This window comes from Castellaniella sp., assembly GCF_034007085.1.
Classification (GTDB): Bacteria; Pseudomonadota; Gammaproteobacteria; order Burkholderiales; family Burkholderiaceae_B; genus Castellaniella.
Map to the genome: position 1 here is coordinate 1 of NZ_JAVERO010000033.1, position 19,265 is coordinate 19,265.

Genomic DNA, 19,265 nt, shown 5'->3' on the forward strand with positions numbered 1-19,265 from the left:
CTACGCCCAGGACGTCGTAAAAATCTCGTTTTGCCATGGATTCGGGTTGCCTGTGCTATGCGCTGCTGATTGAAGGACAGATGCCCGGCCCGACGAGCGCGTCGGTTCCGGGCAGGAACATGCGGCTGCCCGCCACGCGCCGGGGTCTCGTGGGCCCCCGGCGCGTGGCCGGCGCAGGTTCAGTCGCGCTTCACTTCCTTGAAGTCGGCATCGACGATGTCGTCCTCGACCGGCTTGGCGCCATCGGCCGCAGCCGCTCCTTCGGCCGCCTGCTTGGCCTGCATGTCGGCGTACATCTTTTCGCCCAGTTTCTGCGAAGCGGTGGACAAAGCCTCGACCTTGGCATCGATGGCCGCCTTGTCATCGCCCTTGATGGCTTCTTCCAGGTCCTTGATCGCCGACTCGATGGCTTCTTTTTCAGAAGCTTCGAGTTTGTCACCGTATTCCGTCAGAGACTTGCGCGTGGCGTGGACCAGGCCATCGGCCTGATTGCGCGTCTGCGCCAGTTCGGCGATGCGGTGGTCTTCCTCGGCATTGGCCTCGGCGTCCTTGACCATGCGCTCGATCTCGTCCTCGGTCAGGCCGGAACTGGCCTTGATCGTGATCTTGTTTTCCTTGCCGGTGCCCTTGTCCTTGGCCGACACATGCAGGATGCCGTTGGCGTCGATGTCGAAAGTGACCTCGATCTGCGGCAGACCACGCGGAGCCGGCGGAATGCCTTCCAGGTTGAATTCGCCCAGCGCCTTGTTGCCTGCGGCGATTTCACGCTCGCCCTGGTAGACCTTGATGGTCACGGCCGGCTGGTTGTCGTCCGCCGTGGAGAACACCTGCGAAAAACGCGTCGGAATGGTGGTGTTCTTTTTGATCATCTTGGTCATGACCCCGCCCAGGGTCTCGATCCCCAGCGACAGCGGCGTCACGTCCAGCAGCAGCACGTCCTTGCGATCGCCCGACAGCACGGAACCCTGGATGGCGGCACCCGCAGCCACGGCCTCGTCCGGATTCACGTCCTTGCGCGGATCGCGACCGAAGAATTCCTTGACCTTTTCCTGCACCTTGGGCATGCGGGTCATGCCACCGACCAGGATCACGTCATCGATGTCGGAAACCTTGACGCCAGCGTCCTTGATCGCCACCCGGCAAGGTTCGATCGTGCGTTCGATCAGTTCCTCGACCAGGGCTTCCAGCTTGGAGCGGGTGATCTTCAGGTTCAGGTGTTTCGGGCCGGAAGCGTCCGCCGTGATGTACGGCAGGTTGATTTCGGTCTGCTGCGTGGAAGACAGTTCGATCTTGGCCTTTTCGGCGGCTTCTTTCAGACGCTGCAGCGCCAGCACGTCCTTGGACAGATCGGCGCCGGATTCCTTCTTGAATTCGGCGATGATGTATTCGATGATGCGCTGGTCGAAGTCTTCGCCACCCAGGAACGTATCGCCGTTGGTCGACAGCACCTCGAACTGCTTTTCGCCATCCACATCGGCAATTTCGATGATGGACACGTCGAAGGTGCCGCCGCCCAGGTCATAGACGACGATCTTGCGGTCGCCACGTTCGGATTTGTCCAGGCCGAAGGCCAGGGCCGCCGCAGTCGGTTCGTTGATGATGCGCTTGACGTCCAGGCCGGCGATGCGGCCCGCGTCCTTGGTGGCTTGGCGCTGGCTGTCATTGAAATAGGCCGGCACCGTGATCACGGCTTCGGTGACTTCCTCGCCCAGGTAGTCCTCGGCGGTCTTTTTCATCTTGCGCAAGATATCGGCCGACACCTGCGGGGGGGCCAGCTTTTTATCCTGGGCTTCGACCCAGGCGTCGCCATTGTCGGCCTTGATGATCGAATAGGGCATCAGGTCGATGTCCTTTTGCACGGCCTTTTCATCGAACTTGCGGCCGATCAGGCGCTTGACTGCGAAGATGGTGTTCTTCGGGTTGGTGACGGCCTGGCGCTTGGCCGGGGCGCCCACCAAAATTTCGCCATCCTGCATGTAGGCGACGATCGAAGGCGTGGTGCGCGCGCCTTCGGCGTTTTCGATGATCTTGACCTTGGAGCCGTCCAGCACAGAGACACAGCTGTTGGTCGTCCCCAGGTCGATGCCGATGATCTTGCTCATGTTGAATCCTGTCGATGTTTGAATGAGTGGGTGGGCATCATGCCCGCCAATGGTTCGAATATGGGGCCGCCGAGTCCGGTTTCAAGCCCCGGGATGCATCAGGCGGCTGCTCCGGCCGACACCATGACCAGCGCCGGACGCAATACGCGGTCGGCGATCAGATAGCCCTTTTGCAGGGTCTGGGCGATGGTGCCCTGGGGGTGTTCCGACGACACGTTGGAAATCGCCTGATGGCGGTGCGGATCGAAGACATCGCCGGGGGCCGGTGCGATCTCGCGCATCTGGTTGCGTTCGAAGGCCGTGTTCAATTGCCGCAAGGTGGCCTCGACCCCCGCCTTCCAGTCCTCGGCGGTCTGGTTTTCCTGGGCCAGCGCGGCTTCCAGGCTGTCACGCACCGGAATCAGGCTCTCGGCAAAGGATTCCGTGCCGAACTTGCGGGCCTTGGAGACGTCTTCCTGGGCGCGACGGCGGACGTTCTCGACTTCGGCGTGCGCGCGCAGCAACTGATCGTGATAATCGGCAATCTGCTTCTGGGCGGCGTCCAGCAGCGTGGCCAGATCCTCACCCGGCTGTGCTTCCGCAGCCGGCTGGGAATCTTCGGCCTGGGTTTCGGCGCTCGGCGCGGCTTGTGGGTCCAAGTCTTCCTGGGGTGCCGGCATGGTGAAATCTCCAATACTGAAATAGATGAACGAAAGAGTAAATGGGGACGGGCGTGTGTTCTTCAAGCCCCTGGGCGGTGGCTTGAGCCCCCCACTGGACAGCCCCGGGACGACGATGTCCAACCAGCCAGATTGTCGGCAATCAATCCGGCAAAGCCCCGGGCCCAGTCCGGGTCGGCGTTCAGACAGGGGATATAGCGGAAAACCCTTCCGCCCGCCGCCAGGAACGCCTCGCGACAGCCCACATTGATTTCCTCCAGGGTTTCCAGGCAATCCGCCAGAAAGCCCGGACACATCAGATCGACCGTACCGACACCTGCCCGCCCCCAGGATTCCAGTGTGGGCTGGGTATAGGGCTGCAGCCAGGGCGCCGCCCCGAAACGGCTCTGGAAGGCCACATGCAGGCGATCGCCGTCGGCACCCAGGCGTGCGCGCAAGGCCCGGACAGTCTGTTGACAGTCGCGGAAATAGGGATCGCCCAGGCGCACCGATTGCTGGGGCAGGCCATGAAAACTGAGCAGCAAGCGATCCGGCTTGCCAACCCGGTCCCAATGTGCGCACACCGAGCGGTACAGTGCATCTACATAAGCATCGGCCGTGGGAAAAGGATCCAGGAAACGCAATGTGGGCTGATGGCGCAGCCGGGTCAGATGCGCGGTCACGGCATCGACCGCCGTGGCCGTGGTGCTGGCGGCGTACTGGGGATACATCGGCGCCACCAGAATGCGGCGACAACCGGCCCCGCGCAAGGCGTCCAGGGCATCCGTCAGGGCCGGCCGGCCGTAGCGCATCGCCAGTCCGACCCGCACATCCAGCCCCCGGTCCCGCAGGGATGCCGCCACACCGTCGGCCAGGCCCTGGCTGTACACCAGCAAGGGAGAACCCCGATCGAGCCAGATCTGGGCGTACTTTGGCGCAATGGCCGCTGGCCGCCGCGTCAGCACGAACAGGCGCAGGATGATCTGCCACAGCACCGCCGGCAATTCCACCACCCGGGGATCGGACAGGAATTCGCCCAGATAGCGGCGCACCGCCGCCGGCGTGGGCGCATCCGGCGTGCCCAGGTTGATCAGCAGGACCCCCAGGGGCCCGCGATCCGGGCCAGGGGCATGCGGATCCAGCGCCCGAGGATCGGGCGCCTCGGGAAGAAAACGGCTCATGATCGGAATACAGGGAAAAGCGACATCAGAAAGCCGCCTGGCCCAGGGCATTGGACAGCATGCGCGCGGTGATGTCGACGATGGGGATGACGCGATCATAGGCCATGCGGCTGGGGCCGATGACGCCCAGCGTGCCGATCACCTGGCCATCGGCCCCGTAGGGCGCAGTGATGACCGAGACGTCCTCCAGGGGCATCAAGCGGGAGTCCCCACCGATGTAGATCTGCACCCCCTGGGCACGGCTGGACACATCCAGCAGATGCAGCAGATCGGTTTTCTGTTCGAACAACTGGAACAGGCGGCGCAGCCGGTCCATGTCGGCCGTCATTTCGGACACCCCCAGCAGCTTGCCCTCGCCGGAAATGACAACCGCTTCGTCATCTGCGTCCGGCGCATCCAGGCCGGCGTCCACCGCCTGCTGCATCAGTCGGGAAATATCGGTGCGCAGCGAGGTGAGCTCATCAGCCAAGGCCTGGCGGACCGCATGAAAGGATTTGCCGGAAAACTGCCGGTTGAAGAAATTGGAGGCCTCCAGCAGTTCGGCTTCGGAGAATTCACGCGAGACAAACAGGATGCGGTTCTGCACATCGCCATTGGGCGTGACGATGATCAGCAGCACGCGCCGGTCCGACAGGCGAATGAATTCGATATGCCGGAATACCTGGGTGCGCTTGGGGGTGAGCACCACGCCCGCGAACTGCGACAGATTCGACAGCAGCGTGGCGGCGGCAGTCACGGCGCGGCCGGGCTCGGCCGCCGGCAGACAGTCCTCGATCTGCAGGTCGGGGCTGAGTTCATAGGACCGGGCGGTCAGCAGGCTGTCGACGAACATGCGGTAGCCGCGCGGCGTGGGCACACGGCCCGCTGATGTATGCGGACTGTGGATCAGTCCCAGGTCCTCCAGGTCGGCCATGACGTTGCGGATCGTGGCCGGCGACAGGTCGAAGACCTTGGACAGGGTGCGCGACCCCACAGGCTGGCCGTCCGCGATGTAGCGTTCGACCAGCGCCTTCAGCAATGACTTGGCTCGATCATCCATGCTTGGTGCCCTGTTTGGCGCATATTCGTCAGGCCGGGGCCATTTTCAAATTGCGGCATCTCTTGACCTTGCGCCTTGCACGGCGCCCGGACTCGCCCGGCATGAAATGGTCCACGTGCGCCATTTCATGTCCGATCTCATCCCCCTATAATCGGCGGGTACGCGCCGATAGGCGTATCCATATTATTCCATTAATTCCGAAAGGCTCCCCGCCCATGCATTTCAAGACCGTCGCCCTGATCGGCCGCCACCAGGACAGTGGCATGGATGCGCCCCTGCGCCGGCTGGGCCAGGTCCTGACTGCGGCAGGGTGCGACATCCTGATCGAAGCCGAAACGGGCCGCAATACCGGGGTGGCCGATTTCCCGTTGGCCTCGTACGCGGACATCGGCGCACGTGCCGACCTGGCCATCATCATGGGCGGCGACGGCACCATGCTGGCGGCTGCACGCCAGCTGGCCACATCTGACGTGGCCATGATCGGCATCAACCATGGCCGCCTGGGCTTCATCACCGACATCCCCCTGGGCAGCGCCGACGAGGCCATCACCCGCATCCTGAATGGCGCTTTTGTCCAGGACGAGCGCATTCTCCTCGAAGGCCGCGTGATGCGCGACGGCGCATCCATTTTTTCCGGCCTGGCCCTGAACGACGTCATCATCAATCGCGCCGGGCGCGGCGGCATGATCGAACTGCGCGTTGAATGCAACGGCGCCTTCATGCACAGCCAGCGCGCCGACGGCCTGATCATCGCCACGCCGACCGGGTCGACCGCCTACGCCCTGTCCGCAGGCGGGCCGATCCTGCACCCCCAGGTCAATGCGCTGGTGCTGGTCCCCGTCGCGCCGCAGACCCTGTCGAACCGCCCCATCACCCTGCCCGAGGACAGCGTGCTGAGCATCACCATCAGTGCCCTGGGCCGCGTGGAATCAGGCGCCAGCGTCCACTTCGACATGCAGGCCCTGTCCAACTGCCAGGAAGGCGATCGTATCGACGTGCGCCGCAGCCCGCACCGAATCCGCTTCCTGCATCCCCAGGGCTACAGCTATTTTTCCACCCTGCGCAGCAAGCTGAACTGGAATCGCATGCTGCAACCCTGGGACGAACCCGACCAATAGGTCCGAAACCCCTGCCCACACCATGCTGCGTTCGCTGCACATCCGTGATTTCGTCATCGTCGATCAAGCCGACATTGCCTTCGATGCCGGCTTTTCCGTGTTTTCGGGCGAGACCGGGGCCGGCAAGTCGATCCTGATCGACGCCCTGGCACTGGCCCTGGGCGGCCGGGGTGACGCCACGCTGATCCGCCAGGACGCCCCGCGTGCCGATATCAGTGCCGTCTTCGACATCCCAGAAACCGCCGCCGACTGGTTGGCCGAACAGGCCCTGGACGGCCCGGAACTGATCTTGCGCCGCGTCATTGACTCGCAAGGCCGCAGCAAGGCCTGGATCAACGGTGTGCCGGCCACCCTGGGCCAATTGCGCGACCTGGGCGCCCTGCTGGTGGACATCCACGGCCAGCATGCGCACCAGAGCCTGCTGCAGCCTGCCAGCCAGCGGGACTTGCTGGATACCCAAGGTGGACACACCGATCAGGTGCGCGGCTTGCAACAGGCGTGGACCGACTGGCGACAGGCACAGGCAGCCCTGGAATCCGCCCGCGACGATGCCGCCGGCCAGGCGGCGCGGCTGGACCGCCTGGCCGCCGATGTCGCCTGGCTGGACGAACTGGCCCCCGAATCAGGCGAATGGCCGGACCTGTGCGCCCGCCAGTCGCGCCTGGCGCACGCGCAGGCCCTGCTGGCGGGCGCCGGTCAGGCCGTCGAAGCGCTGGACGGCGAATCCGGCTCGGCAGCCCAGGCCCTGCACACCGCCATCCATGCATTGCAATCCCTGGTGCGCCACGACCCCGCCCTGGAAGAACACTGCCAGGCCCTGGAATCGGCCCGCATCCTGTGTGCGGAAACCGTCTCCGGCCTGAACGCCTATGCCGACCGCCTGGAGCCAGACCCCGATGCCCTGGCGCAGGCCGACGCCCGCATGAGCCGCATGTTCGAAGCAGCCCGCCGCTTCCACATCGAACCCGACACCCTGTTCGAATTCCATGAAACGCTGCGCGGCCAACTGCGCCAGGCCGAGGCCGGCCAGGACCTGGCATCGCTGGAACAGGCCTGCCGCCAGGCCGAATCACACTACATGGAACAGGCTCGCGCACTGGGTGCCGCCCGGCGCGCAACAGCCGTGCAGCTTGCGGCACAAGTCACGTCCGCCATGCAGACTTTGTCCATGGATGGCGGCGTCTTCGAAATCGCCCTGTCCGCATGCAAGCCATCCGCGCACGGTCTGGAGACCATCGAATTCCTGGTGGCCGGCCATGCCGGCGTCCCGCCCCGGCCATTATCGCGGGTGGCTTCCGGGGGTGAACTGGCGCGCATTTCCCTGGCCCTGTCGGTCATCGCCAGCCAGGCCGCCCGAGTCCCGACCCTGATCTTCGACGAAGTGGACGCCGGCATCGGCGGTGCCGTGGCCGAGGTCGTCGGCCGCCTGCTGCGAGAACTGGGCACCCGCCATCAGGTCCTGTGCGTCACGCATCTGCCCCAGGTGGCGGCCTGCGCCACCCGGCATTTCCAGGTCAGCAAGACCACCCGCGCCGGCCGCACGCTGTCGGCCATCCAGGCGCTGGACGCCGAATCCCGCACGGAAGAAATCGCCCGCATGCTGGGTGGGCTGAAAGTGACGGCGGCCACGCGCACCCATGCCCAGGAAATGCTGACATCGGGGCAGACAGGCTGAAGCCAGCGGCGGGGGGGCTGGCACGCCAGCTGGCAGATCGTCGGCAATCAGGCTTTTTTAGCGGCGTTGCACTGCGGGCAGATACCGTAGAGCATCATATTGTGGCTTTCGAGAACAAAGCCGTTTTCCTTGGCAATCCGGTGCTGGCGCTTTTCGATTTCCGCATCGGAAAATTCCACCACCCGGCCGCAGTTGGTGCAGATCAGGTGATCGTGATGATCGCCGTCGTTCAGTTCGAATACCGCCTTGCCGCCATCGAACTGGCTGCGCAACAGAATGCCGGCCTGCTCGAACTGGGTCAGCACGCGATACACGGTGGCCAGGCCAATGTCCACGTCCTCGGTGATCAAGGCGCGATAGACGTCTTCGGCACTATGGTGACGGGTTTCCGCCTTGCGGAATACATCGAGAATCTTCAGGCGCGGAAACGTCGCCTTCAGGCCCACGGTCTTGAGTTCGATCTGGTCTTTCATGATTGAAGTATCCCGTTGAATGCGGCGAAAGGCAAGCAAGCCGGCCGGCCCCCGCATCCAGCCGCGCGCATGCGAAAATCCGATTTCCCTTTATGATAGCGGTTTTAGCGGTCGCCATATGCGACTATCGAATCCATCACGGGGGCTTTCGTGCACATCGTATCCAGCGCTCATTCCCACCGGCTGATCCTCTGCCTGGCCGCCGGCGTCATGGCATTGGGCCTTGCGGGCTGCGGCTCGACCAACTGGGGCTTTCCCTACAGGGCCACCATCCAGCAGGGCAACTGGATCACATCCGAACAGGTTGCTCAACTCGAAATCGGCATGACCCGCGACCAGGTGCGCTTCATCCTGGGCACGCCCACACTGCAGGACATCTTCCACGCCGAGCGCTGGGATTACCCCTACTACAATCAGCCCGGCTACGGCCAGGACGAACTGCGCAAATTCACCGTCTGGTTCGAAAACGATCAGCTGACGCGCTGGACCGGCGACGAACAACCCAATCGCCAGCCTTTCCAACGAGCTGACAGCGGCAAGGAAGCCATCCAGCCAACCGATGCGGAACACGCCACACCGCAGCAGGGGCAGGAATAATGCGCATCGCCATCGCGGGCGCCTCGGGCCGCATGGGGCGCATGCTGATCCAGGCCGTTCTGGAATCCCAGGATCTCACCTTGGCCGTGGCGCTGGACCGCCCCGGCAATGACGCCATCGGCCAGGACGCCGGCGCCCCCCTGGGCATCACCACAGGGGTGCGCATCACCGACGATCTGAACGCCCTGGCCGCAGCCGACTGCCTGATCGACTTCACCCGCCCAGAAGGCACGCTGGCCCACCTGGACGCGTGCGTCACGCATGGCGTCAAGTGCGTCATCGGCACCACAGGCTTCGACACCGAGGGCAAGCAGGCCATCCGCGCTGCCGCGCAAAAAATCGCCATTGTCTTCGCCCCCAACATGAGCGTGGGGGTCAACGCAACGCTCAAGCTGCTGGACATGGCAGCCCGGCTGTTGAACACCGGCTATGATGTCGAGGTCTTCGAGGCGCACCACCGCAACAAGGTCGATGCCCCCTCCGGCACAGCCCTGGCCATGGGCGAAGCCGTGGCGCACGCCTGGGGCAAACCGCTGGACGAGATCGCCGACTGGGCACGCCATGGCGAAACAGGCCCCCGGGAAACCGGTCGCATCGGCTTTTCCGTGCTGCGTGGCGGCGACATCATCGGCGATCACACCGTCTATTTCTGCGGTGCGGGCGAGCGCATCGAAATCACCCATCGATCCAGCAGCCGCGCCACCTATGCCCAAGGCAGCCTGCGCGCCGCCCGCTACCTGGCACGCCGCGAATTCGGCCTGTTCGACATGCAGGACGTGCTGGCGACCTGAACCGATCGCCTCAATCCAGCAGCACGGGCTCCTGTTCCAGGTCCACACCGAACCTTTCCTGCACGTCGGCGCGCACGGCCCGCGCCAGCGCCTGGACATCCGCCGCCTGGGCGCCACCGTGATTCACCAGCACCAGGGCCTGGGTCCTGTGCATGCCCACAGGCCCCAGACGCCGCCCTTTCCAGCCGGCCTGCTCGATCAGCCAGCCCGCCGCCAGCTTGACCCGCCCATCGGCCTGGGGATAGCCTCGCAGATCCGGGAAACGCTGCTGCAAGACCGCGGCCTGCCCGGCATCGACCACCGGGTTCTTGAAAAAACTGCCCGCGTTGCCCAACACTGCCGGATCCGGCAGTTTGCGGCGGCGGATGTCGCACACGGCATCGAAAATCTGGCGCGGCGTCGGCCCTGCCGCCGTGCGGTGCCCCGGGCCTGCGAGGCCGGACGCCCCCCGCCCACCACCCAGTCCTGGATGATCGCGCAGGTCCGGATAATCCAGACGCGGCGTCCAGTCCTTGGGTAGCATGAATCGCACTCGCACGATCAACCAACGCCCTGCCCCATCGCGCTTGAACATGCTGTCGCGATAGGCGAAGCCGCATTCGCGCGGATGCAGTTCGCGCACCCGCCCTGCACGCAAATCCCAGGCCACCACCGAATGCAGGCGCTGGTCCAGTTCCAGTCCATAGGCGCCGATGTTCTGCACTGGCGCTGCCCCCACCGTCCCCGGGATCAGCGCCAGATTTTCCAGTCCCGGCCAACCCTGAGTCAGACAGTGGTCGACAAAGCCATGCCAGGATTCCCCCGCAGCGGCCTCGACCACCCAATGGCCAGGGGTCTCGTCCCAGAGCCGGATGCCGCGCAGCGCCACGCGCAGAATACGATGGCGAGGACGCGCAGCCATGACCAGATTGCTGCCCCCCCCCAGGACGAACAATGGCGCAGCCGCTGCCGTTCCTGCCGAGGCGGCCAGGGCTGCGCACAAGGCCGGGATCGAGGATTCATCATCCAGCACCGCCACGGCAGCCCGCGCCGGCAGGCCCAGGGTATTGCAGTCCTGCAGGTCCTGATCGGAAAAAACGAGGGGCGAGGCGGACATGATGCGAAAGACTCGAACAGAAAGGCGTAAGCATACCGCGCAAGGTCCGGATGGCAGAGGTTCGAGCAGCGCCCGCACACGCGACCCATTTGACAGGTTCTACTCTCATCTTTTATATTTCTGCCTCTTGCTTGATTGGACATGGGCATCGGCACCTGAACAGGCCCGGGCCCCGCTGCTGGAAAAGCACAAGGCGCAAGCCGGGTGATTTGACAGACTGAAAAATGCGCCATACAATGCATGGCTTAGCTGAATAGCTAAACAACGCGGGAATAGCTCAGTTGGTAGAGCGCAACCTTGCCAAGGTTGAGGTCGCGAGTTCGAGACTCGTTTCCCGCTCCAGATTCAAAAAAGGCCCAGACTACGGTTTGGGCCTTTTTGCATTTGAACAATCATTCTCTACGCCCCCGCGATTACCGAGCCGACTCAACTCAAATTCTCAATCCGCAACAAGGAGCACTGTCATGCCCAAACCCGCTGCTTTCGTAGCCACGTTGTTCCATGCGCTGGGCAATCCAGACAAGGTGACCGTGGCCCTGACCATGGCTGTCAATGCTGTTCAACAAGGACATAGCGCCTGCCTGATTCTGATGGCCGAAGGGGTCGCTTTAGGCGTACCCGGCGCCGTTGATCCAATCCGCATTGGTGAGCCTTTTGAACCAGCCGCAGACCTGCTGAAGAAATACCTGGAACAAGGCGGGCGCGTGGCCGTGTGCAAGTCCTGCATGCTGCATAACGGCTTGAGCGCCGAGCAGATGGACCCACGTTTCGAGATCATTACTGCGCCCGAGGTGATCAGCCTGCTCATGGGCGCGACAGGGTCTTTGCAGATTTCCTGAGCCGCCGCATCGGCCAATGCCAAGACAGGCCAAATCCTATTTGGACCTGCCTTGCACCCTACCTGCCTTGCACCCTACCTGCCTTGCACCCTATGCTTCTATCTCGATGCAGCATGCGTACAACGCACGAAATCACAGAATAAAAATGGCTTCGGGCCGACGTCCAATCATTCTCTGCAAAGCACTGACCCCGTCACCAGAAGATCGGGCACACAGGCCACCGGCCGCCATCGACCTGCTACAGCACCGTAGGATTGGGCGCATCACCATAGATCTGTTTCGGGTCGAACGTCTTTTCTGATTCAGTGAACACCAGCGCGGCACCCGCCTGGCGCTGCTCCCCGACCGGGACCCGCCGATAAAAACACGACCGATAGCCTACGTGGCAACTCGCGCCAGAACCGGCCACGCGCACACGCAACCAGACAGCATCCTGGTCGTCATCGACGCGCATTTCCTCGACCACCTGTACCAGACCGCTCGTTGCCCCCTTGTGCCAGAGCGTTTGGCGCGACCGGCTCCAGTAGTGCGCCTCGCCGGTCAGCAGCGTCTTTTCCAGAGCTTCGCGGTTCATGTAGCCCAGCATCAGGACCTCGCCACTGTCGGCGGCAGTCGTCACGCAGGCAATCAGGCCATCGCGATCGAACCTGGGCGCCAATTCCCGGCCTTCTTCGACTTGCTCAATAGATGCCCGGGCGTGCAGCGTGACCCGCGCCGATTCAGTATCAAGATGGGATTTCATGGGTTCTTCTCCTGTCATGGCATGGGCGCACGGCACGTCGTGGCCCAGCCGATGTTGTGATGGTTTCCGAACGGTAGGCCAGGACCGGGGCGCTCATGCCCGTGACTCCAGGAAACGAATCGCCGCGCCTTGCGGCTTGCCGGCCAGGGTTTCATCCCGGACGACCCAATGCCCTCGGACCACCGTGTGAATGGGCCAACCCGTGACCGCCTGGCCGTCATACGGCGTCCAGCCACTGACGCTGGCAATCCAGCCGTTGCGGATGACCCGCTGGGCCCGTAGATCAACGATGCTGAAATCCGCGTCGTAGCCCAGCGCGATGCGCCCCTTGCCCTCGATGCCGAAGATGCGGGCCGGCCCGGCGCTGGTCAAATCCACCAGCCGTTGCAGGCTCAGGCGTCCGGCATGCACATGGTCGAGCATCACGGGCAGCAGCGTCTGCACGCCTGTCATGCCGCTGGGCGATTGCGGATAGGGCTTCGCCTTTTCCTGCAGCGTATGCGGCGCATGGTCGCTGCCGATGACATCGACCAGCCCAGTGCGGATCGCCTGCCATAGCGCATCCTGATGGGGCTTTTCACGCACGGGCGGATTCATCTGCGCCAGGCTACCCAGGCGTTCATAGCATTCGGGCGCCTGCAAGCTCAGGTGATGCGGTGTGACTTCCACCGTGACGCGATACTTGCACGCCGCCAGGAAGGCCATTTCCTCGGCAGTGGAGACATGCAGGACATGCAGCCGTCGGCCACACTCGGCGGCCAGCCGCACAATGCGCCGTGTCGCCATCAGGGCACTGTCCACATCGCGCCAGACGGGGTGCTGGCGCACGTCCGCGCTGTCCACGGCGATGTGCTGGCGCGCACGCAGCCGGGCCTCGTCCTCGGCATGCACGGCCAGCCGCCTGTGCCCATGACGCAAGATGCGGCGCAGCACCTCATCGTCGTCGGCCAGCAGGTCGCCGAAAGAACTGCCCATGAAGACCTTGACGCCCGCGCAGCCCGGTAGATTCTCCAATTCGGCCAGCTGCTCCGCGTTGACGGCAGAGCCGCCGACATAGAAAGCGTGATCGCACCATGCGCGGCCACGGGCGGCATCCAGTTTGGCTTGCAGGTCAGCCGCGCTCAGGGTCAACGGGGCCGTGTTCGGCATCTCGAAAACAGCGGTGACACCGCCCAAAACTGCCCCGCGCGTCCCTGCCTCCAGGTTTTCCTTGTGCATCAGGCCCGGTTCGCGAAAATGCACCTGGCTGTCGATGACGCCGGGCAGCACATGCAGGCCGGTGGCGTCGATTGTGGTCTCGGCGCTCCAGGTGCTGCGCAAGTCCCCAAGCGCTACGATCCGGCCTTGCGCGCAGGCCACGTCGATGTGCTCGGCGCCGCTCGGTGTCATGACGATGCCGCCCCGCACCAGAAGATCGGCGTGCCGGCCTGCCAGCGATGCAATGGCTTTCTGCCCGTGTGTGGTACCCATGGTTCAGAATTCGTTTTGAATCGCCTTGTAGCCCAGCACCAGCCCATTATTGGTACGCGCCACATCCTCGGAAAATTCGCTGGCATCGGCAGACACCTGCGGCATTGACGCCAGGTCGGTTTCAGGGCCGATACGCTCGGTCGAACGCACATAAAAGCCCGCAGGCAGGTGGATGCCATCGACCACGGCGTTGTAGCGAACCACGCAGCCGTCATTGACCGTGCAGTTGAACAACACGCTGTTGAAGCCGATGAAGACTCCGTTGCCGATGGCACAGGGTCCATGCACGATGGCCCGATGGGCAATCGAGGTACGCCGCCCGATGCGCACGCTGGCCCCGGACTTGGAATGGATCACGACTCCGTCCTGAATATTGGAATGGGCGCCGATCACGATGGGGGCGATCTGCCCGTCGGCATCCATCTCGTCGGCGCGGATGACCGCATAAGGGCCGATGAACACGTTTTCCTCGACGACCACGAGGCCGCACAGAATGGCCGTCGGATCGACGAAGGCGCTGGGATGAATCTGCGGCAGGTCGCCGCGCGGATTTTTGCGGATCATGGGCTGTTCTGCTCCTGGTTGATGCCGGCTGCGTCCAGTGCCGCAGCCTGGATGCGCGCCAGCATATGCGCCAGTCCATTGGCGCGGTTGGCTGACAGATGGTGCGCCAGCCCTGTTTCCTGGACGAAGTCCAACGGGCAGGCAAGAATTTCCTCGGGGGTGCGGCCCGAATAGACTTTCAGCAGCAGGGCCGCCAGGCCGGCCACGATGGCCGAATCGCTGGTTGCCAGAAAATGCAGCCGCCCGCCGCATGACCTGGATACGAACCACACATTGGCCTGGCAGCCGTGCAGGCGATGAGTGTCGGTCCGCAGCGCCTCAGGAAACGGCGGCAGCGAACGCCCCAGTTCGATCAGGTATTCATAGCGAGCCATCCAGCCTTCAAAGCACTGAAAACCATCAATGATCGATTGCCGGGCCTGCTCAATGGATTCCTGTGGCCGTTCAGGGCTGTCCATCATCCTGTTCTCCGGTGTCGCTGGCCTGCCGCTGCGTTTTGATCGGCGGCACGGGGTCATACCCGCCTGGATGCAGGGGATGGCAGCGCAGCACACGCCGCAATGCCAGCCAGCTGCCCTTGATGGCCCCATGCGTCTGCAGGGCTTCGACGGCATACTGCGAACAAGTGGGATGAAAACGGCAGCGCGGGCCGAGCATCGGACTGATGAACAACTGGTACCCACGCACCAGCAGCACCAACATACGGGCAGGCCAGCGCGTCATGCCGGTTCCTTGCCCATGGGGCGCACCACCATGCCCTGACGGGTGTCTTCCACCATGAATCCAGCGGCCTCCAATTCGTCCCGCAGCGCATCCGCACGGGCAAAATCCCGACAGTCCCGCGCCTGCCGGCGCTCGTCCAGCAGCGCCTGGACACGATGGGCGCTCATCGTGCGCCCCCCATCTGATGGGGCCAATGCCGCCATGGCCCTGCCTGGCGCCTGCTGCAACAGGCCCAGCACGGCAGCCGAGGCCAGCAGACACGATTTGGCCTGGATCCGCGCCGTGTCCGTCGTCGCATCGTCCAGGTCCACGCGCAACGCATGCAACCGGGCCAGCGCCCCGGGGACATTCAGATCATTGCGCAGCGCCGCCAGCACCTGGGCATCGGGGGGCACCCCCGCCAAGACGGGAAGCTGCCCGGCTTTGGCCAGGCTGGCGTAAAAACGCATCAGGGCCTGCCGTGCCGCCGCCAGACGCCGGGCATTCCAGTCCAGCGGCCGGCGGTAGTGCGTGGACAGCAAGGCCAGGCGGATGGCCTCGCCCGGCGCATGCGCCAGCAGGTCGCGCACCAGCAGTACATTGCCCAGCGACTTGGACATCTTCTGCCCATTCACCGTGACAAAGCTGTTGTGCACCCAGGTATGGCAGTACAACGTGCCGTGTGCGCAGACGCCCTGGGCGATTTCATTTTCGTGATGGGGAAAGATCAGATCCTGCCCCCCGCCATGAATGTCGATGGGGAACCCCAGGTGCTGCCCGATCATGGCCGTGCATTCGACATGCCAGCCAGGGCGGCCACGACCCCAGGGGCTGTCCCAGCCCGGCTGCGCCGGCGACGATGGCTTCCAGAGCACGAAGTCCAGCGGGTCGCGTTTGTAGGGCGCGACTTCCACACGGGCGCCGGCCAGCATGTCCTCGGTACGGCGGCCCGAGAGCTGCCCATAGGCCGGATAGGACGGCACATGAAACAGCACATGCGCCTGTTCGACATAGGCGTGGCCCCGCTCGATCAGCGCCTGGACCAGATCGATGATCGCGGGGATGTGTTCGGTGACACGCGGCGCCAGATCCGGCGCCAGCACGCCCAGAGCCTGCATGTCCTCGTGGTAGGCGTCGATGTAGCGATCCGTGATGGTGCCGATGGGTACCCCTTCGGCTGCGGCGGCCGCATTGATCTTGTCATCCACATCAGTGAAATTGCGGGCATAGCGCACTTCGCGGTAATCGTGCCTGAGCAAGCGAGCCAGCACGTCGAACACGACGGCAGGCCGCGCATTGCCGATATGGGCAAAGTTGTAGACCGTGGGGCCGCATACGTACATCGTCACCCGATCGGGCCGCTCGGTGCGCAGGGGCTGTTTCTGGCGGGCGAGCGTGTTGTAGAGCTGGATGGGCGGATTCATGCGCGCGGCGCTCCGGCTTGCGGCAGCACCTGACGCAACGCATCGAAAATACGCTCGACCAGTTCCCGCTCGACGTCCTGGGTGATGAACACCAGGCGCGAACGGCGGTCTTCGCTGGGCCAGGCGGGAAGCGGCACCGGCGGGTGAAACAGATGCTGCACGCCGTGCACGACAATCGGCTGCGGACTGCCCGCCACATTGATGATGCCCTTGACGCGCAGGATGTTGCTGCCCACAAAGCCCATGAGCAGTTCGAGCCAATGGCTCAGCACCGCATCGGGGATCGGCTCATCGACCTGGAAGCAGAATGCGCGGATATGGTCATCGTGGCGATTCACGTCATGGCGGTGGTCGTGATCGTGGCTGTGATCGTGGCTGTGATCGTGATGGCCGTGCGATTCATGCGCGGCCTGGCCATGACCATGGCCTGGATGGTCGTGTTCCTGCGCCAGCGCATAGGCTTCCTCGCGCAACCAACGCGCCACCTCAGGCGTCTTGCCATCCGCAGAGAACAGCCCAAGATTCAGCACCTTGTCCGGTGCGATTGCACCGCCCTGGACATCCCAGCGCAGCGCCGCCGGATTGATGCCGTCGAGCCGGCGCAGCAGCGCCTGGCGCTGGACATTCGAAACCAGATCGGCCTTGGTCAGCAGCAGTGCATCGGCCACTGCCGCCTGCTTGACGGCTTCTGGATGCCGGTCAAGGGTCTGCATGCCCGCAGCCATGTCCACGGCCGTGACGATGCCGTCGAGCCGGTACTGCGGCGCAATCTGCGGATGGCTCATCAGTGTGTGGATGATCGGGGCGGGGTCGGCCAGGCCCGTCGTCTCGATCAACACGCGCCGGAACTGCCGCTGGCCACCGCGCGCAAACCGCCAGGTGATGTCGCGCAAGGTCTTGACCAGATCGCCCCGGATGGAGCAGCACAGACAGCCACTGCTCATTTCCATCACCAGATTCTCGGTGCTGTGGGCAACCAGCAGATGATCGAGCGCCATTTCGCCGAATTCGTTGATGATGACCAACGCATCGGCCAGTTCGGGCTGGCGCACCAGGTGGTTGAGCACAGTGGTCTTGCCGCTGCCCAGGAACCCGGTCAGCAGGGTGACGGGGATCAGATTGGAAGGGGATTCGGCCATCATGCGGAAAGTCCTGTGGGAATGCGCGTCCTCCACCTGATACCGGGTACGGGGCGCATGGTCAGATCAGGCCCAGTCGGGAAACGGATTGCGCCAGGTTGCCCACGTCGCTGGCCCTTGGGCCATCTCGGCGTCCGTCAACAGGCAGGCATCAAAGCGCGCCCGCAGCGCGGCCTCGTCCATGCCCATGCCGATCAGCACCAGTTCCTGGCGGGCATCGCCTACCCGCTCATCCCATTTCTGGCGGATCAGGGCGACGGATTCCGGATCTTGCGGCCAGCGCTCGGGCGGCACGGCGGCCCACCAATAGCCCGCCACGCCATGTCGGGCCACGGCCCCCGCCTGCGACCAGTTGCCTGCCAGCGCCGGATGACTGGCCAGCCAGAAGAAGCCTTTGGATCGCACCACGCCTGGCCATTCGCTTTCCACCCAGTCGAAAAAACGTTGCGGATGAAACGGCCGGCGCGCCCGATAGACGAAATTGCGGATACCGTATTCCTCGGTTTCCGGCGTATGCGTGCCACGCAGTTCCTGCAGCCAACCCGGCGCCCGGGCGGCTTCGTCGAAATCGAACAGGCCGGTATTCAGCACACGATCGAGTGGCACCTGACCGAACGCGGCCGTCTCGATACGGGCACGCGGATTGAGGCTGTGCAGAATCGCCATCAGTCGTTCGCGTTCCTCGTCGCTGATGAGGTCGGTCTTGTTGAGCACGATGACATCGCAGAACTCGACCTGATCGATCAACAAATCCACGACCGTGCGCTGATCCTCGTCGCCCAGCGATTCGCCGCGGGACTGGATACTGTCGCGCGAACTGTAGTCACGCAGGAAATTGTAGGCATCGACCACCGTGACCATCGTGTCGAGCCGGGCCACTTCCCCCAGGCTGCGGCCATCCTCGCCCTCGAAGGTAAAGGTCTCGGCCACAGGCAATGGCTCGGAAATCCCCGTGGATTCGATGACCAGCTGGTCGAAACGGCCTTCCTTGGCCAGCCGATCGACTTCTACCAGCAAATCCTCGCGCAAGGTGCAGCAGATGCAGCCATTGCTCATTTCCACCAGCTTTTCGTCAGTCCGTGAAAGTTCGGCCCCGCCATCGCGCACCAGCGCAGCGTCGATGTTGACCTCGCTCATGTCGTTGACGATGACCGCCACGCGCCGGCCTTCGCGGTTGTTGAGGATGTGATTGAGCAGCGTGGTCTTGCCCGCACCGAGGAAACCGGACAGAACGGTAACGGGGAGTTTTCTTGCAGGCGTCGGGGTTGCGGTATTCAGCGTCATGGCTTCGTCTTCATGGAGTTGCACGGACATCTCCTACCAGCCACTCTCACATTTCATCAATCTAATTTTGCAATGTTATAACATAACAAAATCGGATCGGAAAAACTGAATTCTCTCAGGGCCTCATCCATCCGATCAAGCACCAACATCCGGTACCTTCCGTGCAGAACGGGTCGAACTGCAGCGGCGGTGCAGGCGGTCCAGATACAGGTACACCACCGGGGTCGTGAACAAGGTCAGCGCCTGGGACAGGATCAGGCCGCCCACCATCGTGTAGCCCAGCGGCTGGCGCAGTTCGGCCCCGGCACCGGTCCCCAGCATCAGGGGCAAGCCGGCCAGCAGGGCGCACAGCGTCGTCATCATGATGGGCCGGAAGCGCAGCAGGCACGCC

The 19,265-nt window shown here is 63.8% G+C and carries 20 protein-coding genes and 1 tRNA gene; 6 read left to right on the forward strand and 15 right to left on the reverse strand.

The window, feature by feature from the left end:
• Positions 1–179: 179 nt before the first annotated feature.
• From dnaK to hrcA, 4 genes are all read right to left on the reverse strand, one after another.
• The gene (gene dnaK, locus RBR29_RS04925; RefSeq protein ID WP_320347834.1) at positions 180–2,102 is read right to left on the reverse strand and encodes a molecular chaperone DnaK; all 1,923 of its coding nucleotides are present in this window, start codon (positions 2,100–2,102) and stop codon (positions 180–182) included.
• 98 nt (positions 2,103–2,200) lie between these two features.
• Positions 2,201–2,761 (reverse strand): nucleotide exchange factor GrpE, encoded by a 561-nt coding sequence (gene grpE / locus RBR29_RS04930; protein WP_320347836.1) that lies wholly within the window; start codon positions 2,759–2,761, stop codon positions 2,201–2,203.
• Between the two features lie 62 nt (positions 2,762–2,823).
• On the reverse strand, positions 2,824–3,921 hold the full coding sequence (hemH, locus tag RBR29_RS04935; protein ID WP_320347839.1) for a ferrochelatase: 1,098 nt from the start codon (positions 3,919–3,921) through the stop codon (positions 2,824–2,826).
• 25 nt (positions 3,922–3,946) lie between these two features.
• Positions 3,947–4,960 (reverse strand): heat-inducible transcriptional repressor HrcA, encoded by a 1,014-nt coding sequence (hrcA, locus tag RBR29_RS04940; RefSeq protein WP_320347841.1) that lies wholly within the window; start codon positions 4,958–4,960, stop codon positions 3,947–3,949.
• A gap of 215 nt (positions 4,961–5,175) precedes the next feature.
• Between hrcA and RBR29_RS04945 the strand changes: the two genes are divergently transcribed.
• Complete coding sequence (locus tag RBR29_RS04945; RefSeq protein WP_320347843.1) at positions 5,176–6,078, forward strand: NAD kinase; 903 nt, start codon at positions 5,176–5,178, stop codon at positions 6,076–6,078.
• A gap of 22 nt (positions 6,079–6,100) precedes the next feature.
• Positions 6,101–7,753 carry a DNA repair protein RecN gene (recN, locus tag RBR29_RS04950; RefSeq protein WP_320347845.1) on the forward strand — a complete coding sequence of 551 codons (1,653 nt, stop codon included), beginning with the start codon at positions 6,101–6,103 and terminating at the stop codon, positions 7,751–7,753.
• 47 nt (positions 7,754–7,800) lie between these two features.
• On the opposite strand, the gene fur is transcribed toward recN, so the two are convergent.
• Positions 7,801–8,226, reverse strand: a complete 426-nt coding sequence (gene fur, locus RBR29_RS04955; RefSeq protein WP_320347847.1) for a ferric iron uptake transcriptional regulator — start codon at positions 8,224–8,226, stop codon at positions 7,801–7,803.
• A 210-nt stretch (positions 8,227–8,436) separates the two neighbouring features.
• Between fur and RBR29_RS04960 the strand changes: the two genes are divergently transcribed.
• Both RBR29_RS04960 and dapB read left to right on the forward strand, forming a co-directional pair.
• Entirely contained in the window at positions 8,437–8,823 is a 387-nt protein-coding gene (locus tag RBR29_RS04960) for an outer membrane protein assembly factor BamE (protein ID WP_320347870.1), read from the forward strand.
• Positions 8,823–9,614, forward strand: a complete 792-nt coding sequence (gene dapB / locus RBR29_RS04965; RefSeq protein WP_320347849.1) for a 4-hydroxy-tetrahydrodipicolinate reductase — start codon at positions 8,823–8,825, stop codon at positions 9,612–9,614. The genes RBR29_RS04960 and dapB overlap by 1 nt, the downstream gene beginning before the upstream one ends.
• Positions 9,615–9,624: 10 nt before the next feature.
• Here dapB and murB read toward each other — a convergent pair whose 3' ends face one another.
• Positions 9,625–10,710, reverse strand: coding sequence for a UDP-N-acetylmuramate dehydrogenase (gene murB, locus RBR29_RS04970; protein ID WP_320347851.1), 1,086 nt, complete (start codon positions 10,708–10,710; stop codon positions 9,625–9,627).
• Between the two features lie 266 nt (positions 10,711–10,976).
• Between murB and RBR29_RS04975 the strand changes: the two genes are divergently transcribed.
• Positions 10,977–11,052 (forward strand) — tRNA-Gly (locus tag RBR29_RS04975).
• Positions 11,053–11,174: 122 nt separating this feature from the next.
• On the forward strand, positions 11,175–11,549 hold the full coding sequence (locus RBR29_RS04980) for a DsrE family protein (protein WP_320347853.1): 375 nt from the start codon (positions 11,175–11,177) through the stop codon (positions 11,547–11,549).
• 238 nt (positions 11,550–11,787) lie between these two features.
• On the opposite strand, the gene hisI is transcribed toward RBR29_RS04980, so the two are convergent.
• From hisI to RBR29_RS05025, 9 genes are all read right to left on the reverse strand, one after another.
• Complete coding sequence (hisI, locus tag RBR29_RS04985) at positions 11,788–12,291, reverse strand: phosphoribosyl-AMP cyclohydrolase (RefSeq protein WP_320347855.1); 504 nt, start codon at positions 12,289–12,291, stop codon at positions 11,788–11,790.
• A gap of 93 nt (positions 12,292–12,384) precedes the next feature.
• A complete protein-coding gene (locus RBR29_RS04990) occupies positions 12,385–13,761 on the reverse strand; it encodes a dihydroorotase (protein WP_320347857.1) in 1,377 nt (458 codons plus the stop codon).
• Positions 13,762–13,764: 3 nt separating this feature from the next.
• A complete protein-coding gene (locus RBR29_RS04995; protein WP_320347859.1) occupies positions 13,765–14,325 on the reverse strand; it encodes a carbonate dehydratase in 561 nt (186 codons plus the stop codon).
• Entirely contained in the window at positions 14,322–14,786 is a 465-nt protein-coding gene (locus tag RBR29_RS05000) for a SufE family protein (RefSeq protein WP_320347861.1), read from the reverse strand. Before RBR29_RS05000 ends, RBR29_RS04995 begins: the two co-directional genes overlap by 4 nt.
• A complete protein-coding gene (gene yidD / locus RBR29_RS05005; RefSeq protein ID WP_320347863.1) occupies positions 14,770–15,048 on the reverse strand; it encodes a membrane protein insertion efficiency factor YidD in 279 nt (92 codons plus the stop codon). The genes RBR29_RS05000 and yidD overlap by 17 nt, the downstream gene beginning before the upstream one ends.
• The gene (cysS, locus tag RBR29_RS05010; protein WP_320347865.1) at positions 15,045–16,451 is read right to left on the reverse strand and encodes a cysteine--tRNA ligase; all 1,407 of its coding nucleotides are present in this window, start codon (positions 16,449–16,451) and stop codon (positions 15,045–15,047) included. Before cysS ends, yidD begins: the two co-directional genes overlap by 4 nt.
• Positions 16,448–17,593, reverse strand: coding sequence for a GTP-binding protein (locus RBR29_RS05015; RefSeq protein WP_320347866.1), 1,146 nt, complete (start codon positions 17,591–17,593; stop codon positions 16,448–16,450). Before RBR29_RS05015 ends, cysS begins: the two co-directional genes overlap by 4 nt.
• Before the next feature lie 63 nt (positions 17,594–17,656).
• Complete coding sequence (gene zigA, locus RBR29_RS05020) at positions 17,657–18,874, reverse strand: zinc metallochaperone GTPase ZigA (RefSeq protein ID WP_320347872.1); 1,218 nt, start codon at positions 18,872–18,874, stop codon at positions 17,657–17,659.
• A gap of 135 nt (positions 18,875–19,009) precedes the next feature.
• Positions 19,010–19,265: efflux RND transporter permease subunit (locus RBR29_RS05025; RefSeq protein ID WP_320347868.1), on the reverse strand; the 256-nt coding region annotated here is incomplete at its 5' end.